Consider the following 25,652-nt stretch of genomic DNA (forward strand, 5'->3'; position numbering starts at 1 on the left):
CTCAATGAGGCGTCTTTCCGAACGAATTCCGTACAAATAACCGATCAAAAGCATTTTGAACAGCATGACCGGATCGATGCAAGGACGCCCATTATCTTGACAATACAAGGGGCGGCATTTTTCCGCGATAAACGAAAAGTCGATGGTTTCATTGATTTTTCTAAGCAAGTGATCTTGGGGAACAAGGTCTTCTATGTTGACTGTTTCGGGTTGAAATTCCCTGGATGGGTTCGTCCTGAACATATAAAAACCTTCCTTCGGAATTGTTTTATTCCGAATTCAACAAAAAAGGCTGTTGACCCTTCTTTGTCAACAGCCTCAAGCCGGAGAGAGTATCCTCTCCGGCTCAGATTGCCGATCACTCTTCTTCCCCGTCGGCGATGTGCACCCGGGCGACGGTGGCCACCTCTTCTCCCTCCCGCAGGGAGATCAGTTTGACCCCCTGGGTGTAGCGGCCCTGCTGGGAAATATCGGAGACGTTGAGGCGGATCACCATGCCGCCGTTGGTGACCAGCATCAGATCCTCCCGGGGAGTCACCATCTTCAAACCGACGACGGGCCCGTTCTTTTCGGTGACGGTGAGGGTCTTGATCCCCTTGCCGCCCCGGGACTGCTGCCGGTATTCCGAAAGGGGCGTCCGTTTTCCGTACCCCTTGGCGGTGACGATCATCACCTCGTGATCCGGATAAGCGATGTCCATGTCGATCACTTCGTCCCCTTCGCTCAGGGTGATCCCCTTCACCCCCGTCGCCGAACGGCCCATCTGCCGGACATCCTGTTCGGAGAAGCGGATCGACATCCCGAAGCGCGTCCCCAGGATGATCTCCTGCTGGCCGTCGGTCAGGCGGACGCCGACCAGCTCGTCCCCCTCCCGGAGATTGATGGCGAAAAGGCCGTTCCGCCGGATGTGCTCAAACTCCTCCAGGGCCGTCTTCTTGATCACCCCGTGCTTGGTGGCGAAGAAGAGCATTCTGTCCTGCGCGAACTCCTTCACCGGGATGACCGCGTGGATGTACTCCCCGGGCTCAATCTGGATCAGGTTGATGATCGGGGTTCCCCGGGCCGTCCGGCTGAGCTCCGGCACCTCGTAGGCCTTCAACCGGTACACCTTGCCCCGGTTGGAGAAAAAGAGCAGATAGTTGTGGGAATTGCAGACGAACAGGTGCTGGACGAAATCGTCCTCCCGGGTGCCCATCCCGGTGACGCCCCGTCCGCCGCGCCGCTGGGCCCGGTAGGAGGACAGGGGCATCCGCTTGATGTACCCGCGATGGGTGAGCAGGACCGCCACCTCTTCCTCGGGGATCAGGTCCTCCTCGTCAATCTCATCCGCATCCGGCTTGATCCGCGTTCTCCGCTCGTCGGCGAATTTCTCCCTGATCTCCAGAAGCTCGTCCCGGACCACCCCGCGGATCCTCGCTTCGTCGGCGAGGATGGCCTTCAGTTCGGCGATCGTTTTGAGCAGCTCCCCGTACTCGTCCTCGATCTTCTCCCGCTCCAGGCCGGTCAGGCGCTGCAGCCGCATGTCCAGGATGGCCTGGGCCTGCTTTTCGGTCAGGCCGAAGCGCTCCATCAGGCCGGCCCTCGCCTCGTCCGCCGTCCGGGAGCCGCGGATCAGGTCGATCACTTCGTCGATGTGATCCAGGGCGATCCGCAGCCCCTCCAGAATATGGGCCCTCTCTTCCGCCTTGCGCAGGTCGAACTGGGTTCTGCGGCGGATCACTTCGACCTGGTGTTCCAGGTAGTGGTGAAGGAGCTCCTTCAGGTTGAGCACCTGGGGCTGCCCTTTCACCAGGGCCAGCATGATCACCCCGAAGCTCGTCTGGAGCGCCGTGTGCTTGTACAGGTTGTTCAACACCACCCGCGGGTTGACGTCGCGCCTAAGTTCGATCACGACGCGCATCCCGTTCCGGTCCGATTCGTCCCGGAGGTCGGTGATGCCTTCCACCCGCTTTTCCCGGACCAGTTCGGCGATCTTCTCCACCAGCCTGGCCTTGTTGACCTGATAAGGGAGCTCCTCGACGACGATGCGCATCTTGCCGCCGGAGGCCTCTTCGATGCGCGTCTTGGCCCGGACCTGAAGGTTGCCCCGCCCCGTGCGATAGGCCTTCCGGATTCCGTCCGTCCCCAGGATCACCCCGCCGGTGGGAAAATCGGGGCCCTTGATCGATTTCATCAACTCCTCCACCGTCACGTCGGGGTTTTCAATCAGCTTGACCAGGGCGTCGATCACTTCCCCGAGGTTGTGCGGAGGAATGTTGGTGGCCATGCCGACGGCGATCCCCGAGGCTCCGTTGATGAGCAGATTGGGGATGCGGGAGGGCAGCACCAGGGGCTCCTCCAGGCTGCCGTCGTAGTTGGGCCCGAAGTCGATGGTTTCCTTCTTGATGTCCCGGAGCATCTCCAGGGCGATGGGCGCAAGCCGCGCCTCGGTGTAACGCATCGCCGCCGGGGAATCGCCGTCGACGGAACCGAAGTTGCCGTGCCCGTCGATCAGCATGTACCGGTAGGAAAAATCCTGGGCCATCCGGACCATCGAGTCATAGACCGCCGCATCGCCGTGGGGATGGTAGCGGGCCAGCACGTTTCCCACCACGTTGGCCGACTTCTTGTACGGCTTGTCCGGAGTGATCCCCAGTTCGAACATGGAATAAAGAATCCGCCGGTGAACCGGCTTCAGCCCGTCCCGCACGTCGGGCAGGGCGCGGCTGACGATCACGCTCATGGCGTAATCGAGAAAGGAGTTGCGCATCTCCTGGCTGATATTCACTTCCTGGATCCGTTCGGTATCTGGCATCGGTTAGTCCCTCCGTCCGTTGATCCGGCCGCCTTCGGCCGACCGCGGCAGCGTCAGACGTCCAGATTGCGCACCTGCCGGGCGTATTCCTGGATAAATTCCCGGCGGGGCTCCACTTTGTCCCCCATCAGCGTTTCAAACACGTGATCGGCGTCGATGGCGTCCTGAAGGCTGACCTGGAGCAGGGTGCGGCTCTCCGGATCCATCGTCGTCTCCCAGAGCTGGGTGGCGTTCATCTCACCCAGCCCCTTGTACCGCTGGATTTCCACTTTTCCCCTGGCCTGCATTTCCTGGACGATCCGCTCCTTTTCCCGGTCGCTGTAGGCATAGCGGATCGTTTTTCCCTGGCTGATCTTGTACAGGGGAGGCTGGGCGATGTAGACGTACCCCTCCTCGATCAGGGGACGCATGTACCGGTAGAAGAAGGTGAGGAGCAGGGTGCGGATGTGCGCCCCGTCCACGTCGGCGTCGGTCATGATGATCACCTTGTGGTAACGGGCCTTGTCGATGTTGAAGTCCTCTCCGATCCCCGTTCCCAATGCGGTGATGATCGTCCGGATTTCCTCGTTGGACAGGGCCTTGTCGAGCCGCGCCTTCTCCACGTTGAGGATCTTTCCCCGAAGGGGAAGGATCGCCTGAAACCGCCGATCCCGTCCCTGTTTGGCCGTTCCGCCCGCCGAGTCCCCCTCCACCAGGAACAGTTCGCTGATCTCGGCGTTCCGGGATGTGCAGTCGGCCAGCTTGCCCGGCAGGGAGCTCACCTCCAGGGCGTTTTTCCGCCGGGTCAGCTCCCGGGCTTTGCGGGCGGCCTCCCGGGCCCGCGCGGCCGTCACGGCCTTGCCGATGATCCGTTTGGCCACGGAGGGGTTTTCCTCCAGAAAGGTGAAGAAGCGGTCGGCGAAGATGGACTCCGTCACGGTCCGCGCTTCGCTGTTCCCCAATTTGGTCTTGGTCTGCCCCTCAAACTGCGGATCGGAGATCTTGACGCTGATGATCGCCGTCAGTCCTTCGCGGACATCGTCACCGGTCAGGTTGCTGTCATTGTCCTTCAGGAGATTGTTGCGCCGGGCATAGTCGTTGATCACCCGGGTGAGGGCCGACTTGAAGCCCGCCTCGTGGGTGCCTCCCTCATAGGTGTGAATGTTGTTGGCAAAGGAATAGATGTTGCTGGCGTAGGACTCGTTGTACTGGAGGGAGATCTCCACAAAGATGCCGTCCCGTTCTCCCTTGATGTAGATGGGGGGAGCGTGCAACACGTCCCGGTTCCGGTTCAGGTGTTCCACGAAGGAGACGATGCCGCCGTCGTATTTGAATTCCTGGGACTTTCCTTCTCCCCGCTCGTCGGTCAGGGATATGTACACCCCGCGGTTGAGAAAAGCCAATTCCCGGAGGCGGTTTTGAAGCACCTCGTAGTCGAATTCGGTGGTTTCCGTGAAGATTTCCGGATCGGGCTTGAAGGTGACGCGGGTCCCCGTCTCATCTGTGGCGCCCACCACCTGCAGGTCCGTTTCGGGCACCCCCCGCCGGTAACGCTGCCGGTGGATCTTCCCTTCCCGCTTCACCTCCACCTCCAGCCATTCGGAAAGGGCGTTGACGACCGACACGCCCACGCCGTGCAAACCGCCCGAATAAGCGTACCCGTCGCCGCCGAATTTCCCTCCGGCGTGGAGCGTGGTCATCACCACCTCCACCGCCGGCCTTCCCATTTTGGGGTGAATCCCCACCGGGATGCCGGAACCGTTGTCGGTCACGGTCACGCTGTTGTCCGGATGAATGGTCACTTCGATGGTGTCGCACCGGCCGGCCAGGGCTTCGTCGATGCTGTTGTCCACCACTTCCCACACCAGATGGTGAAGGCCTCGGCTGCTGGTGGAGCCGATGTACATCCCCGGCCGCTTCCGAACCGCTTCCAGCCCCTCCAGCACCTGAATCTGGGTTTCGTCATAGTTGGTTCGCTGTACGGTCACCTGCAGTTCACCTACTCTCTGGATTCCTGGTCGCTTCCCGGAAGGCGCCTCGACCGCAACAGGCGGTCGGGGCCTTCACTCGCCCGCTTCATCAGGGTGTGGGACGAAATCGGGGAAGCATAGACCAAGGTGTCGGTCACGATGATCGATTTGACATCCCGGGGGGCGATGACCACGTATCGCCCTTCCCGCCGTGCCCTGTCCACGAAGGGAAAAATGTGCGGGGATGACGCGTCCAGGATGGCGATCACGTCCCGGGTGCGTATCATCTTGTTCCCGCCCAGGTGAACAAACACCCTCTCACCTCAGTTCCGTGAAGGTTCCGCCTTCCACCCGCCAGATCCGGGCCCGCTCCAGGGTCTCTTTCCCGATGCCCTCCAGGCTGGTGGCGGTGACGAAGGTTTGCACCCTGTCCCGGATCGTCTCCAACAGGTGTGTCTTCCGGTGGTCGTCCAGCTCGGAAAGAACATCATCCAACAAAAGGATGGGATAATGGCCGATTTCCCGATGGATCAACTCGATTTCCGCCAATTTGAGGGCCAGCGCCGCCGTTCGCTGCTGGCCCTGGGAGCCGTAAGCGAACAGATCGAACCCGTTGACGATGAGCCGGAGGTCGTCCCGATGGGGGCCGAGCAGGGTGCTTCCCCGCCGGATTTCCTGTTCCCGGATCCGGGGCAGCTCCCGGCGGAGCTGCTGTTTCCACGTCTCCGGAGAGCTTTTTTCGTCGAGGTCGACGGAAGGGGCGTAAAGGACCTTCAGCTCTTCCACTCCCCGGCTGATCGCCCGGTGAATCCGTCCGGCCCGCTCCGAAAGGGAGCGCACGAATTCGAAGCGCTTCTTCCACACCGGAACCGCCGTTTCGATCCACTGTTCGTCCAGCACTTCAAGCAGCGCCGCATCCGCCTGGCGGCGTCCCGACAGTTCCTTCAACAGGCTGTTTCGCTGGGAGACCAGTTGTTTGTAGCGGGTCAGATGATATACGTAAGCGGGGCTGATCTGACCGATCTCCGTATCGATGAACCGGCGCCGGACCTGAGGGCTTCCCTTGACGATGTCCAGATCCTCCGGCGCAAACAAGACGACGACCAATGTTCCGATGTATTCGCTGAGGCGGCGCTGTTCCACTCCGTTGCGGACGACCTGTTTCCCCCGTTCCGAAAGGCGCACCTCCAGGCGGTGGAGTCGGTCCCCTCTCCGGATGCGCACGGCAAGCCGGGCGGCCGGTTGATTCCAACGAATCAGCTCCCGGTGGGACCGTGCCCGGTGGGATTTTCCCAGCGCCAAAACGTAGAGGGATTCCAGCAAATTGGTCTTTCCCTGGGCGTTGGCCCCGATGAACAGATGAAGGTCCCCCGGGCAGGCGAGGTTCAGCCGCTCGATGTTCCGAAATTGACTCACTTCCAATTCTTCGACGCGCAACCGGCCACCCCTCCCGTCAGGAATGAATCACCCGGATGGGCTCATGTCCGGGGATTTCCACCGTGTCTCCCGGCACGAGCTTGCGGCCTCGGCGCGTCTCCCGCTCCCCGTTGACCTTCACTTCGACGTCGAGCAGGAAGTGCTTTGCCTGTCCCCCGGTGGCGATGATTTCCGCCTTTTTCAGCAGCTGCCCCAGCTGGATGGTGGGCGTGTTGATCGCAATGTTCCGCATGCGGGTCACCCCCCTGTGCTACCGGGTCCGGATCGGCACGATCAGGTGGAGGGAATCGTCGCTGTCCACCGGCCGGATCGAGAAGGGGGTCATCGGTCCGGTCAAAAGGATTCGGATTTCCTCGCTGTCCACCGCCCGAAGCGCTTCGATCATGTAGCGGGCGTTGAAGGAAATGCTCATCGGCTCTCCGCTCACCCGGGCCGAAACCTCTTCCGTGACGCTTCCCACGTCCTGGGCGGCGGAGCTCACTTCGACGCGTCCGTCGTCACTTACTACCCATTTTATCACATTATCCCGGCCGTCCCGACTGATCAGGGAGGCGCGATCCACGGACTCCAGCAATTCCTTGGTCGAAAGGACCAGTTCCGTCCTTCCTCCCCTGGGGATCACCCGGTCGGTGTCCGGGTAATTGCCGCTCAAAAGCCGGGTGAAAAACTTCAGGTGCGTCGTCTCGATCAAGAGCTGGTTGTCCGATACGACGATGTCGACCCAGCCGGACCGGTCGGCCAGGATTTTCCCCACCTCCGACAAGCTTTTCCCCGGAACGATCACGTTGGCCAGGGTCAGGCCCTCCGGGGCCTCCACCTCCGCTTCCCGGCGGGACAGGCGGTGGCTGTCGGTGGCGACGAGGCGCAGCCTGCCGCCCTCCAGCTGCCAAAGGACGCCCATCAGGACCCCCCGGGCCTCGGAGGTGGAGACGGCAAACACCGTCTGCCGGATCATCGTCTGCAGAAGATCGGCCGGAAGGCTGAACTTGCGGTCTTCCACAAGCTCCGGCAGCCGGGGATATTCCTCGGGATCCATGGCGTTCAGTTGGAACCGGGCCTGTCCGGAGCAGATCGTGGCCACCCGCCGCTCGTCCACTTCCCATTCCACTTCATCCTCCGGCAGCTTGCGAACCAATTCCCCGATGATGCGTCCGGGGAGAACGGTATTACCTATTCTTTCCAAGTGGACAATTTCCTTATCCTCCTCGCGCAGGGGAACCCGCACCTGGATGGTCAGATCGGCGTTGCTTCCGGTGAAGAAGATGCCTTCCTCGTCTGCCGTCACTTTGATTCCCGTCAGAATGGGAATGGTCGTTCTCGTGGAGACCGCCTTGGACACCTGGGAGACCGCATCCACCAAGGCGGAGCGGGCGATGCGGAACTTCATGGGAAACCCTCCTCATTCCCGTATTTTTTCGAAATGTCGAAAAGATGGAATCCCCGGCCGTATGGGAGGAGAGAGTCATATTTTCGGGGATGGATACATAGATTATTTATTTTTGAGCAGCAGCAGAAGTAATAGGCCCTGTGAATGGTGTGGATAACCGGCCATAAGTCCGCTGGGATAAGGAATTCCGCTGTGGAAAGGGCTGTGCATGGGTTTGTCCGTTTTGTCCACATGTGAAGAAAGGGGACCTACCTCCTGTGACGAATCCGCTTTTTCAGCTCTTCGATCTCGTCCTTCAGCTGGGGATCCTTGGCCAGCAAACTGCTGATCTTCTCATGGGCGTGGATGACGGTGGTGTGATCCCGTCCCCCGAATTGTTCCCCGATCTTCGGCAGGGAGCTGTCGGTCATCTCCCGGCACAGATACATGGCGATCTGCCTGGGAAAGGCGACGTTTTTGGTCCGCTTCTTCGCCTTCAGATCCTCGATGCTCAGGCGGTAGAAGGCGCAGACTTCCTGTTGAATGTCCTGGATGCTGACGGCCCGTTCCCGGTGGTTCGGAACGATGTCCTTCAGGGCCTCCGCGGCCAGTTCCGGAGTGATCGGCTGGTTCATCAGCGCGGAATAGGCGACGACGCGGATCAAGGCCCCTTCCAGTTCCCGGATGTTGGTGTCGATCCGGTCGGCGATGTAGGCCAGCACCTCGCCGGGGATGTCCAGATTGTCGGCGCTCGCTTTCTTGCGAAGGATGGCGAGGCGCGTTTCCAGGTCCGGCGGCTGAATGTCGGTGATCAGTCCCCATTCGAAGCGGGAGCGAAGGCGGTCTTCCAGCGTCGGGATCTCCTTGGGGGGCCGGTCGCTGGAGATGACGATCTGTTTGCTCTCTTCGTGAAGGGTATTAAAGGTATGGAAAAATTCCTCCTGGGTTTGTTCCTTTCCGGCCAAAAACTGAATGTCGTCGATCAACAGGATGTCCACATTCCGGTATTTGTTGCGGAAGTCGACCGTCTTGTTGTCGCGGATCGAATTGATGAACTCGTTGGTGAACTTCTCCGAGGAGATGTAGACCACCCGGCTGCCGGGGTTGTGCTCCAGGACATAATGGCCGATGGCGTGCATCAGATGGGTTTTTCCCAGGCCCACCCCGCCGTAGATGAACAGGGGATTGTACGCCTTGGCCGGCGCTTCGGCCACGGCCAGGGACGCCGCGTGGGCGAAGCGGTTGCCGGAACCGATGACGAAGCTGTCAAAGGTGTAGCGGGGATTCAGCATCGTCTTCGGGGGGTCGTCCGTTGCGGCCGGTTTTTTCTCCGGACCGGCAGCCCTTTGTTCCGCTTCCGCGGGCTGGGCGTTGACGATCCGCACCTCGATTTCCTTGCCGGTGATCTCCAGCAGGGTGTCGCGGATCAGATCGACATAGTGGGAGGCCAGCCAGTCGCGGGTGAAATCGTTGGGGGCGGAGATCACCAGGGTGTCATCATCATAATCCACGGCTTTTGTGGACATCAGCCACGTTTCAAAACTGGGCTTGCTCAGCTTCCCCCGGATCGATTCCAGGGCCCGGGACCACAGCTCCTGGATGGACATGTCCACATGGGAAACCTCCTTTCGGTGATGTCAACAGATTTATGCACAACATGAGGGCGGCCGGAACGAAGAGCGCAGGAAAGCGGAGGCGTTTTCCACACTGTCCACAGGGTGTCAGAGGAAAACATCCACAAGATCTTGTGGATTTCCACACAATTATCCACAAGCCGTGGATAAAGGAGGAAGCGATCGAAGTTATCCACTGGGGAAAACACAAACATGATACCAAATGATTCTAGCAATGACAATGGGATTTGAGACATTTATCCACAGTTCACAGGGCCCGGGAATCCCCTTGTCCACAGGGAGGGGATGTGTGGACAACCGGAGGATAAGCTGGGGATTCCCCGGAATCGGACCGTCGGAGTTATCCACATGTGGACTTCTCCCCGTTCCTTGACAACCTTCTTTTTGGCCCGATATAATTAGAAAGACTGTCATCCCGACGCCGGATGTCGATGGCGGAAACAGACGGAGAAGGGAGGGTACCGGGTTTTTGGGTGCGACCCTTCGGGGCTTTGCCTGCGGTCGCCCACCGGAAGCGATATGAAACGAACCTATCAGCCGAGCAGGCGGAAGCGGAAGAACGTGCATGGCTTCCGTAAGCGGATGAGCACGAAAAACGGACGCAAAGTGCTTCGAAACCGCCGGCGCAAGGGCAGAAAAGTGTTGTCCGCTTAAGGCCACCGTCATGCAGCGTGGCCTTTTTTCCTATTTCCGGGACGAAAAGGGTTTATTTTCGGGATAATCCGTTCCATACTGAAATTTGAGAGGCTTTCAGGTTCCGGAAGGAGGGGCGCCCTTGCAACGGGAACACCGCCTGAGGCGGAGGAACGATTTCCGACGGGTGTTCCGCGCCGGTTCCTCGACGGCCAACCGGCAATTTGTCGTGTACAGTTTGAGGCGGCTTGACGACGGACCGGTCCGGATCGGCGTCTCCGTCAGCCGCAAGGTGGGCAAGGCGGTTACGCGAAACCGGGTGAAGCGGCTGGTGAAGGAGGTTCTGCGCCAGAAGATCGAATCGCTGCCCGAAGGAACGGACCTGGTCATCATCGCCCGCGCTCCCGCCGCGACCATGAATTACCATCAGGTGAAGTCCAGCTTGCGACACGTGATGTCCAAAGGAAAATTGCTCAAGCAAAACGAAGAAAAAAAGAGGTGAGGGTGGCGATGAAGGTCATCGCGTTGGGGGCGATCCGTTTCTACCGCCGTTTCATCTCCCCCCTGAAACCGCCGACCTGCCGGTTTTACCCCACCTGTTCCGAGTACGGATTGACGGCGATTTCCCGCTACGGCGTGCTGCGCGGGGGGTGGCTCACGGTGAAGCGGATCGCCAAGTGCCATCCCTTTCATCCGGGAGGCTACGATCCGGTTCCCTGAGGCCGGGCCGGTCGGGACTCGGCCGTCATACATATCCGCGTCTTTTCGATCACTGCTCGAAAAAGTTTCCGAACCTTTTTGAGTCGGAACCGTCAAGGGGGCGTTTTTATTGCAAAAACGTCGCAGAAAATGGATCGGTCTTTTGCTTCTGGCCGCGGCGTTCGGCGCCCTGGCCGGTTGCGCGCCGGATCCCTCGCAATTCAAACCGGTCGATCCGAACGGCGGCATCTGGGACAGATTTTTTGTCTATCCCCTGACCGTCGCGTTGGATGCGTTCAATGAACTGATCGGCAGTTACGGTCTTTCCATCTTGGTGGTTACGGTTATCATCCGTTTGCTCCTGCTTCCTCTGACCATCAAGCAGATGAAGAGCTCCAAGGCGATGCAGGCCCTGCAGCCGGAGCTGAAGAGGCTTCAGGAGAAGTACAGGAACAATCAGCAAAAGCTGCAGGAAGAGACGATGAAGCTCTTCCAGAAACACAACGTCAATCCCATGTCCGGGTGTCTTCCGCTCCTGATCCAGTTGCCCGTCCTGATCGCGTTCTACCAGTCGATCATGCGCAATCAACACATCGCCGAATCGGACTTTTTGTGGATGCAGCTCGGCCAGCCCGATCCCTGGATTGTGCTGCCCGCTCTGGCGGCGTTGACCACCTACCTGCAGTCCATCGCCACGGGGATGGGGGACAATCCGCAGACACGGGTCATGCTCTTTGTGATGCCGGTCATGATTTTTGTCCTGGCCTACCAGTTTCCGGCGGCTCTGTCTTTGTACTGGGTGTACAGCAACCTGTTCTCCATGGTTCAGTATTACTTCCTGAGCGACAAATACCGTGCAAAAAAACAGGAGGGTTGACCGGGTGAACAAGGTGATTGTTTCGGCGAAAACCGTGGAGGAGGCGGTGGAGGAAGCCCTCGGCCGCCTCAAGGCCACCCGGGACCAGGTGCGGATTTCGGTGCTGGAGGAGCCCCGCAGGGGATGGTTTGGCCTTTTCGGGGCCCGTCCGGCGAAGGTGCAGGTGGAACGGATCGCTTCCACGGTGAACCCGGTGGAACAGGGCCTCCGGTTTCTGAAGGAGGTGCTCTCCACCATGGGGCTTTCCCTGGAGGTGGAGGTGCGAAAGGAGCAGGAAAGCGTCACCTTTGATCTGCGCGGGGAACAGTTGGGACTTGTCATCGGACGGCGCGGACAAACCCTGGACGCCCTGCAGTATCTGGTCAACATCGTGGCAAACCGCGGCGCCGAAACACGCCAACGGATCATTCTGGATGCGGGGGGCTTTCGGGAACGCCGGCGGAAAACCCTCCAGGGGCTGGCGGACCGGCTGGCCCGTCAGGTGCTTCGGACCGGCAAGGAAGTGAGGCTGGAACCGATGAGTCCGGCGGACAGGAAGGTGATTCACACCCGGATCCAGGCGGTGGAAGGGCTCACCACTTACAGCGAGGGGGAGGAGCCCGAACGCCGCGTCGTCATTGCTCCGAAAAAATAGGAGCGAAAACTTGGGAAGCTCTCCTGGGGAGGGCATTTTTTGTTTGCGGAGGCGGTTTTCATTTCCATCGGCGGTATGCTATCATGAAAACCCAGGATATCCTATGAATGTGCAATCTTTGGGGAGGATGCCAAAGAGGGCATCCGGGGTGAGTGCCTATGGAAAATGATACGATTGCGGCCATTTCCACGCCCGTCGGCGAGGGAGGAATCGCCGTCATCCGGGTGAGCGGACCGGAGGCGGTGGAGGTGGTCGATCGGGTATATAAGGGGAAGCGGTCCTTGACGGAAGTGGACACCCATACGGTTCACTACGGCCACATTCTCCATCCGGAGACGAAAGAGGTTCTCGACGAGGTGCTGGTCACCGTCATGCGGGCTCCGCGCACCTTCACCCGGGAGGATGTGGTGGAGGTGAGCTGCCACGGCGGCGTGGTTCCGGTGCAAAAGGTGCTGGAAGCGCTCCTTACGGCGGGAGCCCGTCTGGCCGAGCCGGGGGAGTTTACCAAGCGGGCCTTTCTGAACGGGCGGATCGACCTTTCTCAGGCGGAGGCGGTCATCGATTTGATCCGTTCCAAGACGGACCGGGCCGCCCGCGTGGCGATGGATCAGGCCCGGGGCCGTCTCTCCCGGTTGATCCGGAAGCTGCGGCAGGAAATCCTGGAGACCCTGGCCCACCTGGCGGTCAATGTGGATTATCCGGAATATGATGCGGAAGAGTTGACGGCGAAGACGCTTCTTTCCCGTTGCCGCCAGATCGAGGGGGAGATCCTCCGGCTGCTGGAGACCGCGCGGCAGGGAAAAATTTTGCGTGACGGAATCGCCACGGTCATCGTCGGGCGGCCCAACGTGGGCAAGTCGTCCCTGCTGAACGCCCTTTCCCAGGAAAACAAGGCGATCGTGACCGACATCCCCGGAACCACCCGGGATGTGATCGAGGAATATGTGAACGTGCGGGGCATTCCGCTTCGCCTGGTGGACACCGCCGGCATTCGCGAAACCGAAGACGTGGTGGAACGGATCGGTGTGGAGCGTTCCCGCCGGGCCCTCGAACAGGCGGACCTGGTGTTGCTCGTGCTCAATTACGCGGAACCGCTGACGGAGGATGACCGGAAACTGCTTGAGGCGGTGCGCTCTCATACGGCGATCGTTGTGGTGAACAAGACGGACCTGGAGCGGCGGATTGATCTGGAGGAAGTGCGCCGCCTGATCGGCGACACGCCGCTCGTCACCCTGTCCCTGAAGGAGGAGCGGGGGCTCGACCGGCTGGAGGAGGCGATCGGCGAACTCTTCTTCGCCGGCAAAGTGGAGGGGACGGAGGCCACGTACGTGAGCAATGTGCGCCACATCCACCTTCTGGAGCGGGCCCTCGGCAATGTCCGGGACGCCATCGCGGGAATCGAGGGGAATATCCCCCTCGACATGGTGGAAATCGATCTGAAAAACGCGTGGCAGCACCTGGGGGAGATCATCGGCGAAGCGGTGTCCGAGGATTTGATCGATCAGATCTTTTCCCAATTCTGTCTGGGCAAGTGAAACTTCCAGGAGAGCGGGATGACATGACAGCTGTCCTGTGGCGGGCGGCCCACTTCCCGGACCCAGATGGTTTCACCGAGTTTCGAAAAAGGGGAGAAGAAAATGAGTTATCGCGCTGGAGAGTACGATGTGATCGTCGTCGGCGCGGGGCATGCCGGTTGTGAGGCGGCTTTGGCCGCGGCGCGGATGGGTTGCCGGACGCTCCTGCTCACCCTGAGCCTGGACACCATCGCCTACATGCCCTGCAACCCTTCGATCGGCGGGCCGGCCAAGGGGCATGTGGTGCGGGAGATCGATGCCCTGGGCGGGGAAATGGCGCGAAATATCGACAAGACCCATATCCAGATGCGGATGCTCAACACCGGCAAGGGGCCGGCCGTCTACGCCCTGCGGGCCCAGGCGGACAAGGTGAAGTACCAGCAGGAGATGAAACGGACCCTGGAGGCGGAGCCCAATTTGGATCTCCATCAGGCGATGGTGGAGAAGCTGGTCGTCGAGGACGGGGTGTGCCGGGGGGTGATCACCCGCACCGGCGCCGAATACCGCTCACGGGCCGTGGTGCTGACGACGGGGACCTATCTGCGCGGAAAAATTTTCATCGGCGATCTGTCCTACGAAAGCGGCCCGAACAACCTGCAGCCCTCCGTCAATCTGTCCTACAACCTGATGGATTTGGGCTTTGAGATGGTCCGATTCAAGACGGGGACTCCGCCCCGGGTGAACAGGCTGACCGTCGACACCGACAAGATGGAGATCCAACCGGGGGATGAGGAGCCGCGGGCCTTCTCCTATGAGACCACCGAGTACATCACCGATCAGCTTCCCTGTTGGCTGACCTACACCAATGAGCGGACCCATGAGGTGATCCGCCGCAATTTGCACCGGGCGCCGATGTATTCCGGAATGATCGAGGGGCGGGGCCCCCGCTACTGCCCCTCCATCGAGGACAAGATCGTCCGCTTTGCCGACAAGGCCCGCCACCAGATCTTCCTGGAGCCGGAGGGAAGAGACACCCTGGAGATGTATGTGCAGGGGTTGTCCACCAGCTTGCCGGAGGATGTGCAGCGGGAGATGCTGCGGACGATCAGGGGCCTGGAAAAGGTGGAGATGATGCGCACCGGTTATGCCATCGAATACGACGCCATCGTCCCCACCCAGCTGTGGCCCAGCCTGGAGACGAAGCTGGTGGAGAACCTGTTTACGGCGGGGCAGATCAACGGCACCTCCGGCTATGAAGAAGCCGCCGGCCAGGGAATCATGGCCGGGATCAACGCCGCAAGGAAAGTGCAGGGGAAGGAGCCGGTGATCCTGGACCGTTCCCAGGCCTATATCGGCGTCATGATCGACGATCTGGTGACCAAGGGAACGGAGGAGCCCTACCGCCTCCTCACCTCCCGGGCGGAATACCGCCTTCTCCTTCGCCATGACAACGCGGACCTCCGCTTGACGGAACTGGGTTATGAGATCGGATTGATCCCCGAGGAGCGGTACCGCCGGTTTGTCGCCAAAAAACAGGCGATCGAGCGGGAAATGGCGCGGCTGAGAGAGACGAGGGTGAAACCGACTCCCGAGGTTCAGCGGATCCTGCGGGAGGCCGGGTCCAGCGAATTGAACAGCGCCGTCGAGCTGGCCCAGCTGATCAAACGGCCCGAACTGGGGTACCGGGAGATCAGCCTCATCGCTCCGCCGCCGGAACCGGTTCCTCCGGAGGTGGCGGAACAGGTGGAGATCCAGCTGAAGTATGAGGGATATATCCGGAAATCGCTGCAGCAGGTGGAAAAGATGAAGCGGATGGAGAACAAAAAGATTCCCTCGTGGGTGGACTATGACAAGATCCAGGGGATTTCCTCGGAGTCCCGGGAAAAGCTGAAAAAGGTGCGCCCCCTGTCTCTCGGTCAGGCGTCGCGCATCTCGGGAGTCAATCCCGCGGACATCTCGATCCTGATGGTGTACATCGAACAGGGAGGAAAATCCTTCGCCAAGGCGTGATGGACGAGCGCCGGGCCACGGAGAGGACCTTTGGCTATGGAAGGCCTTCCGGGTCCGGCTTTATTTCTGCCGATTGTGAAGGAGGATCTGATGGTGGACATCCGGTCGCAGTTTCTGGGTCATGTGAAAAACCTGGGGTGGGAACTCTCCCCCGGGCAGTCGGAGCAGTTTGACCGCTATTTGCAGCTGTTGCTGTCAAAAAACCGGGTGATCAATCTGACGGCCCTCACCGAAGAGAGGGAAGTGTACATCAAGCATTTTTTCGATTCCCTTACGGTAGCCAAACCGGTGCCGATGGAGGAAATCAACACGGTGATCGATGTGGGGACGGGCGCCGGGTTTCCCGGCCTTCCGCTGAAAATCCTTTTTCCCCATCTCCGGATGGTCCTGGTGGATTCCCTGCGGAAACGGGTCGGTTTTCTGAGGGATGTGATCCGGGAGCTGAAGCTGGATCAGACGGAGGCGATTCACGGACGGGCCGAGGAACTGGCGCGTCAGGAGAGCCATCGGGAACGGTTCGATCTGGCCGTGGCGCGGGCGGTGGCCCGCCTGCCGGTGTTGGCGGAACTGTGCTTGCCCTTTGTGCGCGTCGGCGGTTGGTTTGTGGCGATGAAGGGGCCGGATGCGGAGAGGGAACTGGAAGAGGCGGAGGGAGCCCTTCAAAGGTTGGGGGGCGGGGAAGTGAAACAAGAGGTGCTGTTCCTTCCGGAAGGGATGGGGGAGAGAAGGCTTTTGATCGTGAGGAAGCTGTCGCCCACTCCGGCCGCCTATCCGCGGCGACCGGGGATTCCGGCCAAAAATCCCCTTCGATGATCGGAAGGTCGAAAAAAGAAGAGGGCCGAATCATTTCCCGGGAAATGATTCGGCCCTGGTCATCCCAGATTGTTGATCAGGTTCCGCAGTCCGCGAAGGGCGATTTTTCTCTTTTCCGACGCGTCCAGCGTCGATTGGTTTTCTTTTCCCCTCGAAAAGGGCATGATATCTTCCCAGGCGTTGTAGCCGTAGGGATCCTCCAACTGGATCGCTTCCCGCTTCAGGGGGGTGCTGCCCGACTGCTCCAGGATCTTTCGGGCTTGTTCCCGCTCGATGAAGGAGATCTTTCTTTTCTCCCGTTCCGGCTCGGAACTTGCCGGTCTGTTTCCCTGCCGGTTGATTTGGCGCTGTTCGGAGGCCGGCCGTTGTTCAATGCGCTGCTCCTGCGGCGCCTTTTTGGGATGCAGAGGAGGGACGGACTGCGAATCGCCTTCCATCGGTTTTTTCTTTTCTGCCCCCCCGTCGGCAAACCTCATTTTCACCGTTTTGGGTTGAACCTTGGGTTTTGCTTCCTGTTCCGCCGCGGGGTCCTCCCCTTTGGAATCCTCCCATACCAAGGATTGAAAGCGGTTTTTGCCCGGCTTTTTTTCCTGGGTCGGACTTTCCCGGTAGATCAAGGGATGGACTTTGGCCGTGCCGTCGTTTCGCTGCTTTTTTCGGCGCGATCGGTCCATGCGAAGGAGCGGTTCCTGAGGCCCTGTGGCGCCCTTGGAGGTGAGGAGAGAGATGGGTGAGGCTTCTTGAGCGGCATGGGCGGAATTCCTTTTGGGCGCTTTGGTTCTTTCCTCCTCATCCTTTTGCCGAGGCTGCGGGGGGATTTGCACGGCTTTTTCCCGGCCGTTGGGACGGTCCAGCAGCTTACGTCTCAGGTAGTTGTTCCTCTGCCGATAGATGGAAGAGATCTCTTTCCTGACGGCTGGTTTGGCCTCCCTTTTTTCGCCGGCGGCATCCTTCTCTTCATCCTGTTCCGGATCCTGCTCCGGGTGGCGGCTGGTTCGGCGGAGCAGTTTTTCCCGGATCCGCATCTCCCGCTCCCGCAGGCTTTTGCTTGGACCGGAAGAAGGCGTCCGGGGATTGCCGATCTGCAACGCAGCGGGCTCGTCGGAGCCGGGAGGATGCTCATTGCGCTGGACCTGGGCCTGCAGGACATAGATGGACGAGTCCCGATCCGGTTGGTTGAGGGTGGTTTGGATGGTGATGGACGGCTGCTTTTTGTTCTTGTGTTCGCTGCCGGAGGGGATAAATGCCTGGATCAGCTCTTGTTTTAACGGAGACTCGTCGGAGGTGCTCCACATCATTGAAGCGATGGTTCCCGGGGAGAGGGAGATCAACAGGGTGGAGCACCCTTCGCGGGTGGCAGCCAATGCTGTTTCGCGTCCCGAACGGCCAGAGCCTATGACGATCACGTCAAATTCTCCACCTGTAAGCTGCACAGTCGTCCCTCCTTCGCAATGAAATTCCCCGCCGGGTCCGGACAAGAAAAAACGGCGATGCTGCGGAATCGGCCCGGTTGCGGGAGATGGGGAAGCCCGCCGTTCAGGCCGGGACAAAGCCGGAACGAAGGGATGACGGCTTTGCCGATTTCCGCAGCCACCTCCGGGCTCCGAACCATGATGGGGAACCATGTTCCCCGGGAACACGTAACGATCCGGCCAGGGATTGGTTGTGGCGGTTTTTGGGGCGGAATCCCCCCGAAGTGGTCTCCGGGAGGATCAGCCCGCCTTTGATCGGAGGATGGGCGAAATCACTTTTTCTCCGTTTCTTCTTTCTTTTCGGGAACCGTAAATTCTTCCTGAATGGTGGCGGCCACTTCCTGTTCGCTTTTGACCGGAACCGATTTGGATTTGGATTGGGAGAATTTGCAGAGTCCGAAGGCGTTGGCAAATTGCGCTTCGATTCCGTAGTCTTCCGCAAAGATGAGCTTGTCTCCGAAGCGCTCGCGATAATAGGGCTTGAAGGGAATGGATGCGCCGCCGGTCAGGATGATGTAGGTGATGTCGTCCGCGTAATCGAGGCGATGCCACACCTCATCCACCATCGCTTGACCCACTTCCTGGATGCAGCTCTGGACGATTTCCGACACGTTGTACACTTTTCCTTTGAAGCTGATTTCTCCCGAATGGATGACGCGGTTGAGGCTCCAAATCTGATACTCTTTGCCGGTCTTGTCGGGATCGATTTCCCGGGTGAACTCCAGCAGCCGCTTGGACAGGAGCTGATACACGCTCAGCATGGCGTGGCGAGAGGAAAAGCTCTGCCGCTTGATGATCGTTTCGCCGTGAAGGGTTTCCACATCGGAGGTGCCGAACCCGAGATCGTTGATGCTCACCTTTTGGATGAACAGGTCTTCGTTGAGGAGCTGGCCGTCCCGGTCGAGGGCGATGTGGAACAGGGTGGCCATCGGCTGGCTGATGACGTACAGGTTTTCCCGCTTGATTTCGAATTCGATCCTTCTGTAGGGGAGGTTCCCCTGTTTGACCTCAAAGCTGTGCTTGCCGATCAGACGGCGTTTCAATTCTTCCTTGTAGTCGATGTAACTGTCCGTGGGAAGGGCGACGGACACGATCGGCTCTTTGCATCCCTGGAGCATCAGACCGGTGCTGACGCGGAACATGATCAGGTATTCCTTTTCGCGGAACCAGGTGGGGCTGAACAGCCGGCGCTCGTGGGAATCAAAGAGTTCGTCGTCCCCGGATTGCTCGATGGCCAGCTTCCCCACGAACCATTCCCGATCCCCTTCCGACTCCCGGTACATGATGTTGTGGGGATCGTTGTTGTAGGTGATCTCTCCCACCCGATTGGGAACGACCATGTTGCGAATAAAAAGTTTGTAAAATTTGTCCCCGTGACGGCAGACCACTTTGGTGCCGTAATATCCCTGGTCGTTTCCTATGTAGACCGGTGTTACCATTTTGTCATTTCCCCCCATACCTCGCTGATAGTCAGCCATCTCTTAAAATGATTCTATCAGCCCTTGTGGATAAGGGTCAACAAAAAATGACTTGATGTGACAAAAATCAAGGGACCCTTTTTCACCGCTTCATATTTCCCGGTGCAAAAAATTTTTAAGGAAAGAGGGGGGTAAAACACCTGTTCGAAAAGCGGTGTCTCCCCCCTCACAGGGATATCCGGGCCTTTCTTTTTTGGAAATCGGTTTCCGGATAATAGGTGTCCGCCACGATGACATTGGGTCCCGTGCAGCGGGCGGCCGGGCAGTAGCAGTGGAGGCGCCTGGCGACGGGGTGTCCGAGCCAGCGGTCAAAGGCGTCGCTCAGCCGGTCCCTCCGGATGTTCCCCAGGGGAGGAATGTCGCCGAAATCGGTGACGATGATGTCCCCGGTGAAGATGTTGACGTTGAGCCGGTTGCGTCCGTCCGGGTCGTGCCTGACGGTCACGCCCTCTTCCCGGTGGAGATCCCGCCACAATTCGACATCTTCCTCCCGGCTGCTGCAGGGGTAGAAGGGAAGGGTTCCGAACAGGATCCAGACGTCCGGGACCCGGGCCTTCAGCAGTCGGCGGACCGCATCCCGGTATTCATCCAGGGAGATCAGCTCCATGTCCCGGGCGAAATCGCTGGGGTACAGGGGGTGGATTTCGTGCCGGAGACATCCCATGGATGCCACGTCCCGGTGGATCGACTCAATGTGGGGGACGGTGAAGGGGCTGAGAAAGGTTTCGGCGGAGACGAACACCCCCGCTTTGGAAAGGGTTTTTGCGTTCTCCACCATTTGGACGAACAACTTTTCCGCGGCGGCGGGGGAAACGTCCCGTTTGTGCCTGGCAAAGGCGATCCGGTGGAAATCCGAGGCATCCCTGTAATTGTAGGAGATATGGAGCACGTCCACATCCTCCACCCATCCCTCGTACCTGGAAAGGGGGAGGGTCAGATTGGTGTTGAGCTGGGTGTATAGCCCCCGCTCCCGGGCGTAGCGGAGGAGGGGCCGAATGATTTCCCTGACCGTTTTCGGATTGAAGACGGGTTCCCCGCCGGTGATGCTGAGGGTTTGCAGGGTGTCCACTTCTTCCAGGCGGCGGATCAGCTGTTCGACGGGAATCGGTTCTGCTTCCACCTCGGTGAGCATTTCCCCCACGGCGCAATGTTCGCAGCGAAGATTGCAAAGATGAGTGACGGTGAATTCCACGCTGGTCAATTCGTAACGCCCCTTGGTGCTGCGGGTGTGCCAGGGGTCCCAAGGATCCCATTGGGGGGACAAGGGGCGTTTGCTTGTCTGTTGATCCATGGCGGGATTCACGTTTTCACCTCCTGGGTGTCGGAGATACGGGCCCTGTTGGATCAAGGACCCATCGTATCATATCCAACCTTGTTGTGACATTCAAGCAGGGGCGGATGGAGGGAATGCCTCCTTTCATTCTATCGTATGTTTCGGGATGCCGCTTTTCCGCGCATCGGGAAATTCGGGGATTGTTCAAATTTGCAACCCGAAGGCTTTTCGCTTTGTTTCCCGGATGTTTCACGTGGAACATCCGGGGCGGATTCTATTTAAAGGGGAGGTGGCTTCCGGTACAATGATGAATATAGGAGTATATGGCAGCGGATAGATTTGAATCAGGTGGTGTCCGATGCGATGAAAGAGCCGTTGGCACGCTTTTTCGGGTTGGCGGAGAAAAAGGGGCAGGAGGTGGTTCGACGGATTCCGGTGGATTCCGTGCTCCCCAATCCGTATCAGCCGCGGACGGTCTTTGACGACGAGCGGATCGAAGAGCTGTGCCACACGATCCGTACCCACGGGATCATCCAGCCGATCGTCGTGAGGAAGCGGGAAGGGGGATACGAGCTGATCGCGGGCGAACGCAGGCTCCGGGCCGCCAAAAAATTGGGGATGGAGCGGATTCCCGCGGTGGTCCGGGAGATGTCCGACACGGAGGCAGCATCGGCGGCACTGATTGAAAACCTGCAGCGGGAAGGGCTGACGGCGATTGAAGAGGCGGCCGCCTATCAGAAGCTGATCAAACTCCACGGATTGACCCAGGAAAGTCTGGCCCAACGGCTGGGGAAAAGCCAGTCGACCATCGCCAACAAACTGCGTTTGCTCACCCTGCCCGAAGAAATCCAGCGGGCGTTGTTGGAGCGGAAGATCACGGAACGGCACGCCCGGGCCTTTCTCTCCCTGGAAAACTCCGAGGATCAGATTCGGCTGCTGGGAGAAATCCTGGAAAAGGGATTGAACGTGAAACAGACGGAGGAGAGAGTGCGACGGCTGTTGGAGAAAAAGCCCTCCCAGCGGAAGGCGCGCCGCAAATCCGTATCCCGCGACATTCGCATCGCCCTCAATACGATCCGTCAATCCGTGAACATGGTCCAGAAATCGGGGATGAACGTGATTGCCGATGAACAGGACAAGGGGAATTATTATGAAGTGATCATCCGGATCCCGAAATAAAAAAGAGGAAAGTTCCCACTGGGAAGGCGCGGAAGACATCGATTTTCACGCCCGGAGGAGTGGCGCACGGCGAAGCCTTGTGGGGTTGCCCGCGGAGGGCCCGAACGGCAGGATTCGGAAGAATGCGGTGTCGGTGCGGTGGCTTATCGGTGAGGTCGGATGCCCCGGTGATTCAACAGAGAAAGAAGAGGTGACAAGAGTGGGAAAAGTGATCGCGATCGCCAACCAGAAGGGCGGAGTCGGAAAAACGACCACATCCATCAATCTGGCTGCGGGTCTGGCCATGGAGGGGAGAAAGGTGCTGGTGGTGGACAGCGATCCCCAGGGGAACACCACCAGCGGGTTTGGAATCAACAAAGCGGACGTGAAACAGTGCATTTATGATGTGATGATCAATGAGGTGCCCATCGTCGACGTCATCGTGCGGACGGGGATTGAGAACCTGGATCTGGTCCCCGCCACCATTCAATTGGCCGGTGCCGAAATCGAGCTGGTTCAGGTGATTTCCCGCGAATATCGCCTGAAGCGCGCTCTGCAGCCGGTCCTCGACCGGTATGACTATGTGCTGATCGATTGTCCGCCTTCCCTGGGGGTTTTGACCGTCAATTCCCTGACCGCCGCCAATTCGGTGTTGATTCCCATCCAGTGCGAATTTTACGCCCTCGAGGGCTTGGGACAGTTGCTCAACACGATCCGCATCGTCCAGAAACATTTGAACAAGCGGCTGGAGATCGAGGGCGTCCTCTTGACGATGTTTGACGCCCGTACCAATCTGTCCGTCCAGGTGATGGAAGAAGTGAAGAAGTACTTCCAGCACAAGGTGTACAAGACGGTGATCCCCCGCAATGTTCGGCTGAGCGAGGCGCCCAGCCACGGCTTGCCGATTCTCCTCTACGACCCCCGCTCCCGCGGAGCGGAATGTTACATCGAGCTGGCGAAGGAAGTGATTCACAATGGGTAGCAAGCGGTTGGGAAAAGGACTCGGAGCGCTTCTTCCCTCGATCGATGTCACGGAAGACGACGTCGTCAACGAGGTGGACGTCTCCGAACTCAGGGCGAATCCCTATCAGCCCAGGAAACAATTTGATCCCGATTCCCTGGAGGAGCTGGCGGAGTCGATCAAGGAGCACGGGATCATTCAGCCCCTCGTCGTTCGGAAAAGCATCCACGGGTACGAGATCGTGGCGGGGGAGCGGCGTTTCCGGGCGGGAAAAAAGGCGGGGCTGACCAAGTTTCCGGTGGTGATCCGGGAATTTACCGATGAACAGATGATGGAGATCGCCCTGATCGAAAATCTGCAGCGGGAAGATCTCAATCCGATGGAAATCGCCAATGCCTACAAGAAGTTGATGGATCACTTTTCGCTGACCCAGGAAGAGCTGGCGGCGCGGGTGGGGAAAAGCCGCCCCCATGTCGCCAATTTCCTGCGCTTGCTTCAGCTTCCCCCGGCGATTCAGGAGGATGTTTCACGTGGAACACTCTCGATGGGACATGCCCGGGCGCTGCTGGGAGTGAAGGAGCCGGAGGTGCAGATGAAGCTGGCGGAAAAGGTGAAAAGGGAAGGAGCCAGCGTCCGGCAGTTGGAGGAGTGGGTCCAACAGATCCATCAAAGCGGCGTCAAGAAGAAAAAGCCGAAGAAAGCGGAGAAGGTGGATCCGCAGATCAGACGGTACGAGGAGATGCTTCAGGAATCCCTGAACACGCCGGTGCGGATTCGTCACGGAAAGCGAAAGGGAAAGATCGAGATCGAATACTTCTCGCAGAGCGAGCTGGAACGGCTCCTGGAATTGCTCCAGCGGGATCCCCTGATCGGGGGGTGAAGCCGGAACGGATGCGATGGCTGAGGAGATCGCACGGGCTTTTTGGAAAAATGGTCGCAAAAGTGGTGAACCGACGTGATTTACTTGGATAATGCCGCTTCCACGTGGCCGAAGCCGGAGAGCGTCGTCCAGGCGGTGAAGCGTTGTCTGGAGGAGACCGGCGCCAATCCGGGCCGGTCCGGCCACCGATTGGCCGCACAGGCGGCGGGCATCCTGGCGGAGGCCCGCCGGGAATTGGCCGAGCTGTTCGGGATTCGCGATCCCGACAACATCTTTTTTTTCGCCAATGCCACCCAGGCGATCAATCAGGCCCTCAAGGGGTTTTTGCGGCCGGGGGACCATGTGGTCACCACCTGTTGGGAGCACAACGCGGTGGCCCGTCCCCTGGAGGCGCTGAAACGGGAACGGGGGATCACCGTGTCGGTGGTCCCCGCTTCTCCCGACGGGTCGGTGGATCCGGCGCAGGTGGAACGGGCGATCCGGCCGGAAACCCGCCTCATCGCGGCAACCCACGGCTCCAATGTGACCGGGGCGGTGATGCCGGTGGAGGAGATCGGCGCCATCGCCCGGAAAAAGGGGGTCCGCTTTCTGGTGGATGCCGCCCAGACTGCCGGCAATCTGCCCATCGATGTGGAAGCGCTGGGGATCGACATGCTCGCCTTTCCCGGCCACAAGGGTTTGTACGGTCCCCAGGGAACGGGGGGATTGTACGCAAGTCCCGATATTCCCCTGATTCCTCTGATTCAGGGGGGGACGGGGAGCCGCTCGGAACAACTGGAGCATCCCGGCGAGAGACCGGAGGGGTTTGAAAGCGGAACACCCAACACGCCGGGAATTGCCGGGCTCGCGGCGGGGGTTCGCTTTGTCCGGGAGACGGGGGTCGGGAAGATCCACCGGAAAGAGATGCACTTGGCCGAAACCGTCCGATCCGCCCTTTCCGAGATGGAGGGAGTGACGGTGTATACGCCCCGAGGCCCGCGGTTGCCGGTGGTGGCCTTCAATCTCGCCGGGCTGGACAGCCAGGAAGTGGCGGCCATCCTGGACGCCCATTACGGCATTGCCGTGCGCGCCGGCTATCACTGCGCCGCGCTGGCTCACAAGAGTCTCGGAACGGAGGAGACGGGAGCCGTCCGGGCCAGTTTCGGATATTTCAATGAGGAAAAGGATGCGGAAGCATTGATCATTGCCATCGGGGAGATACGGAAAGCCTTCGATTGGTAGGGGAATAATGGGAGGTAGAACCATTCATGGCTTTGTTGGGAACGGTGGTCAACGCTTTGGCGGTGGTCCTCGGCTCCCTGCTTGGCTTTGTCCTGCCCCGTCTTCGGGAGGAAATGAGAGTTCAGGTGATGCAGGGCGTCGGCTTGGTGGTGGCGGTGATGGGGATCTCCATGGCGATGCGTTCCGAAAACATTATCGTCGTCCTCGTTTCCCTGGTGTTGGGAGGGGCCGTCGGCGGCTGGATGCACCTGGATGACCAGCTGAAGCGGTTCGGCCGGTGGATGGAATCGCGCTTGAACAAACAAGACGGGTTCGCCTCCGGTTTCATCACCGCAACGCTGGTGTTCTGCGTCGGTCCGATGGCCGTCTTGGGAGCATTGGCGGGAGGATTGAAGGGAGAGCACGAGTTGCTGTTCACCAAAGCGATGCTGGACGGATTCACCGCCATCATCTTCACTTCTTCCCTGGGCGTGGGCGTTCTTTTTTCCGCCGTCCCCGTTTTTCTCTATCAGGGGGCGATTGCCCTCTCCGCCGAATGGATCACCCGGCTGTTTAAGGGACCTTTATTGGACCGGATCCTGGAGGATCTGACCGCCGTCGGCGGAATCATGATCATCGCCATCGGCCTCAACCTGCTCAACCTGACCCGCATCCGCGTCGCCGACTGGCTGCCCGCCCTGCCGATCGCCGTTGTCGTCGCCGCTGTCTATGACGCGATACCGTTTTTGTAGAAAATTGTTGGAGATTGTCGAAGGACCGGTTGGGAAAAGACTTCATAAAAGAGCGGGAAGCTGGCCGCCGCCTGCCGGCGCCGGGGAGTCTTCCCGCGATTCGCCGAGAAAGGGGAAA

24 protein-coding genes are annotated in these 25,652 nt (G+C 59.5%); 13 read left to right on the top strand and 11 right to left on the bottom strand.

Features of this window, described 5'->3' with window-relative positions:
* From BM063_RS03865 to dnaA, 8 genes are all read right to left on the bottom strand, one after another.
* On the bottom strand, positions 1–243 hold a 243-nt coding region (locus tag BM063_RS03865; protein WP_143085222.1), incomplete at its 3' end, for a transposase.
* Between the two features lie 115 nt (positions 244–358).
* On the bottom strand, positions 359–2,794 hold the full coding sequence (gene gyrA / locus BM063_RS03870; RefSeq protein ID WP_092036034.1) for a DNA gyrase subunit A: 2,436 nt from the start codon (positions 2,792–2,794) through the stop codon (positions 359–361).
* Positions 2,795–2,847: 53 nt separating this feature from the next.
* Positions 2,848–4,761: a DNA topoisomerase (ATP-hydrolyzing) subunit B gene (gyrB, locus tag BM063_RS03875; RefSeq protein ID WP_218154405.1), complete on the bottom strand. Its 1,914-nt coding sequence runs from the start codon at positions 4,759–4,761 to the stop codon at positions 2,848–2,850.
* An 11-nt stretch (positions 4,762–4,772) separates the two neighbouring features.
* Positions 4,773–5,057 (bottom strand): extracellular matrix regulator RemB, encoded by a 285-nt coding sequence (gene remB / locus BM063_RS03880; RefSeq protein WP_092036038.1) that lies wholly within the window; start codon positions 5,055–5,057, stop codon positions 4,773–4,775.
* A gap of 4 nt (positions 5,058–5,061) precedes the next feature.
* Complete coding sequence (gene recF / locus BM063_RS03885; protein WP_092036040.1) at positions 5,062–6,180, bottom strand: DNA replication/repair protein RecF; 1,119 nt, start codon at positions 6,178–6,180, stop codon at positions 5,062–5,064.
* 16 nt (positions 6,181–6,196) lie between these two features.
* A complete protein-coding gene (gene yaaA / locus BM063_RS03890) occupies positions 6,197–6,412 on the bottom strand; it encodes a S4 domain-containing protein YaaA (RefSeq protein WP_092036042.1) in 216 nt (71 codons plus the stop codon).
* Between the two features lie 18 nt (positions 6,413–6,430).
* Positions 6,431–7,567, bottom strand: coding sequence for a DNA polymerase III subunit beta (dnaN, locus tag BM063_RS03895; RefSeq protein WP_092036044.1), 1,137 nt, complete (start codon positions 7,565–7,567; stop codon positions 6,431–6,433).
* A 248-nt stretch (positions 7,568–7,815) separates the two neighbouring features.
* Positions 7,816–9,153, bottom strand: coding sequence for a chromosomal replication initiator protein DnaA (dnaA, locus tag BM063_RS03900; protein WP_092036335.1), 1,338 nt, complete (start codon positions 9,151–9,153; stop codon positions 7,816–7,818).
* 546 nt (positions 9,154–9,699) lie between these two features.
* On the opposite strand from dnaA, the gene rpmH reads away from it, so the two are divergent.
* From rpmH to rsmG, 8 genes are all read left to right on the top strand, one after another.
* Positions 9,700–9,834 carry a 50S ribosomal protein L34 gene (gene rpmH / locus BM063_RS03905; RefSeq protein ID WP_092036046.1) on the top strand — a complete coding sequence of 45 codons (135 nt, stop codon included), beginning with the start codon at positions 9,700–9,702 and terminating at the stop codon, positions 9,832–9,834.
* Positions 9,835–9,955: 121 nt separating this feature from the next.
* Positions 9,956–10,315 carry a ribonuclease P protein component gene (gene rnpA / locus BM063_RS03910; RefSeq protein ID WP_092036048.1) on the top strand — a complete coding sequence of 120 codons (360 nt, stop codon included), beginning with the start codon at positions 9,956–9,958 and terminating at the stop codon, positions 10,313–10,315.
* A gap of 8 nt (positions 10,316–10,323) precedes the next feature.
* The gene (gene yidD, locus BM063_RS03915; protein WP_218154407.1) at positions 10,324–10,533 is read left to right on the top strand and encodes a membrane protein insertion efficiency factor YidD; all 210 of its coding nucleotides are present in this window, start codon (positions 10,324–10,326) and stop codon (positions 10,531–10,533) included.
* Positions 10,534–10,642: 109 nt separating this feature from the next.
* Positions 10,643–11,389 (top strand): YidC/Oxa1 family membrane protein insertase, encoded by a 747-nt coding sequence (locus tag BM063_RS03920; RefSeq protein WP_092036052.1) that lies wholly within the window; start codon positions 10,643–10,645, stop codon positions 11,387–11,389.
* 4 nt (positions 11,390–11,393) lie between these two features.
* Positions 11,394–12,023 carry an RNA-binding cell elongation regulator Jag/EloR gene (gene jag / locus BM063_RS03925; RefSeq protein ID WP_092036054.1) on the top strand — a complete coding sequence of 210 codons (630 nt, stop codon included), beginning with the start codon at positions 11,394–11,396 and terminating at the stop codon, positions 12,021–12,023.
* Positions 12,024–12,181: 158 nt separating this feature from the next.
* Positions 12,182–13,558 carry a tRNA uridine-5-carboxymethylaminomethyl(34) synthesis GTPase MnmE gene (gene mnmE / locus BM063_RS03930; protein WP_092036057.1) on the top strand — a complete coding sequence of 459 codons (1,377 nt, stop codon included), beginning with the start codon at positions 12,182–12,184 and terminating at the stop codon, positions 13,556–13,558.
* A 102-nt stretch (positions 13,559–13,660) separates the two neighbouring features.
* The gene (mnmG, locus tag BM063_RS03935; protein WP_092036059.1) at positions 13,661–15,547 is read left to right on the top strand and encodes a tRNA uridine-5-carboxymethylaminomethyl(34) synthesis enzyme MnmG; all 1,887 of its coding nucleotides are present in this window, start codon (positions 13,661–13,663) and stop codon (positions 15,545–15,547) included.
* A gap of 36 nt (positions 15,548–15,583) precedes the next feature.
* Positions 15,584–16,360: a 16S rRNA (guanine(527)-N(7))-methyltransferase RsmG gene (gene rsmG / locus BM063_RS03940; protein ID WP_342713738.1), complete on the top strand. Its 777-nt coding sequence runs from the start codon at positions 15,584–15,586 to the stop codon at positions 16,358–16,360.
* 59 nt (positions 16,361–16,419) lie between these two features.
* Here rsmG and BM063_RS03945 read toward each other — a convergent pair whose 3' ends face one another.
* The 3 genes from BM063_RS03945 to yfkAB all read right to left on the bottom strand — a co-directional run bounded on the left by BM063_RS03945 (position 16,420) and on the right by yfkAB (position 20,601).
* Positions 16,420–17,793 (bottom strand): FAD-dependent oxidoreductase, encoded by a 1,374-nt coding sequence (locus BM063_RS03945; RefSeq protein WP_245752006.1) that lies wholly within the window; start codon positions 17,791–17,793, stop codon positions 16,420–16,422.
* 311 nt (positions 17,794–18,104) lie between these two features.
* The gene (locus BM063_RS03955) at positions 18,105–19,271 is read right to left on the bottom strand and encodes a ParM/StbA family protein (protein WP_143085224.1); all 1,167 of its coding nucleotides are present in this window, start codon (positions 19,269–19,271) and stop codon (positions 18,105–18,107) included.
* Between the two features lie 205 nt (positions 19,272–19,476).
* Positions 19,477–20,601: a radical SAM/CxCxxxxC motif protein YfkAB gene (gene yfkAB, locus BM063_RS03960; protein ID WP_092036339.1), complete on the bottom strand. Its 1,125-nt coding sequence runs from the start codon at positions 20,599–20,601 to the stop codon at positions 19,477–19,479.
* Positions 20,602–20,946: 345 nt separating this feature from the next.
* On the opposite strand from yfkAB, the gene noc reads away from it, so the two are divergent.
* The 5 genes from noc to BM063_RS03985 all read left to right on the top strand — a co-directional run bounded on the left by noc (position 20,947) and on the right by BM063_RS03985 (position 25,534).
* Positions 20,947–21,762, top strand: coding sequence for a nucleoid occlusion protein (noc, locus tag BM063_RS03965; RefSeq protein ID WP_092036067.1), 816 nt, complete (start codon positions 20,947–20,949; stop codon positions 21,760–21,762).
* A 199-nt stretch (positions 21,763–21,961) separates the two neighbouring features.
* Positions 21,962–22,723 (top strand): ParA family protein, encoded by a 762-nt coding sequence (locus BM063_RS03970; RefSeq protein WP_092036068.1) that lies wholly within the window; start codon positions 21,962–21,964, stop codon positions 22,721–22,723.
* The gene (locus tag BM063_RS03975; protein ID WP_092036070.1) at positions 22,716–23,582 is read left to right on the top strand and encodes a ParB/RepB/Spo0J family partition protein; all 867 of its coding nucleotides are present in this window, start codon (positions 22,716–22,718) and stop codon (positions 23,580–23,582) included. Before BM063_RS03970 ends, BM063_RS03975 begins: the two co-directional genes overlap by 8 nt.
* A 75-nt stretch (positions 23,583–23,657) precedes the next feature.
* Complete coding sequence (locus BM063_RS03980) at positions 23,658–24,803, top strand: aminotransferase class V-fold PLP-dependent enzyme (protein ID WP_092036072.1); 1,146 nt, start codon at positions 23,658–23,660, stop codon at positions 24,801–24,803.
* Between the two features lie 26 nt (positions 24,804–24,829).
* Entirely contained in the window at positions 24,830–25,534 is a 705-nt protein-coding gene (locus BM063_RS03985) for a DUF554 domain-containing protein (protein ID WP_092036074.1), read from the top strand.
* Positions 25,535–25,652: the final 118 nt, after the last annotated feature.

This window comes from Planifilum fulgidum, from assembly GCF_900113175.1.
GTDB lineage: Bacteria > Bacillota > Bacilli > Thermoactinomycetales > DSM-44946 > Planifilum > Planifilum fulgidum.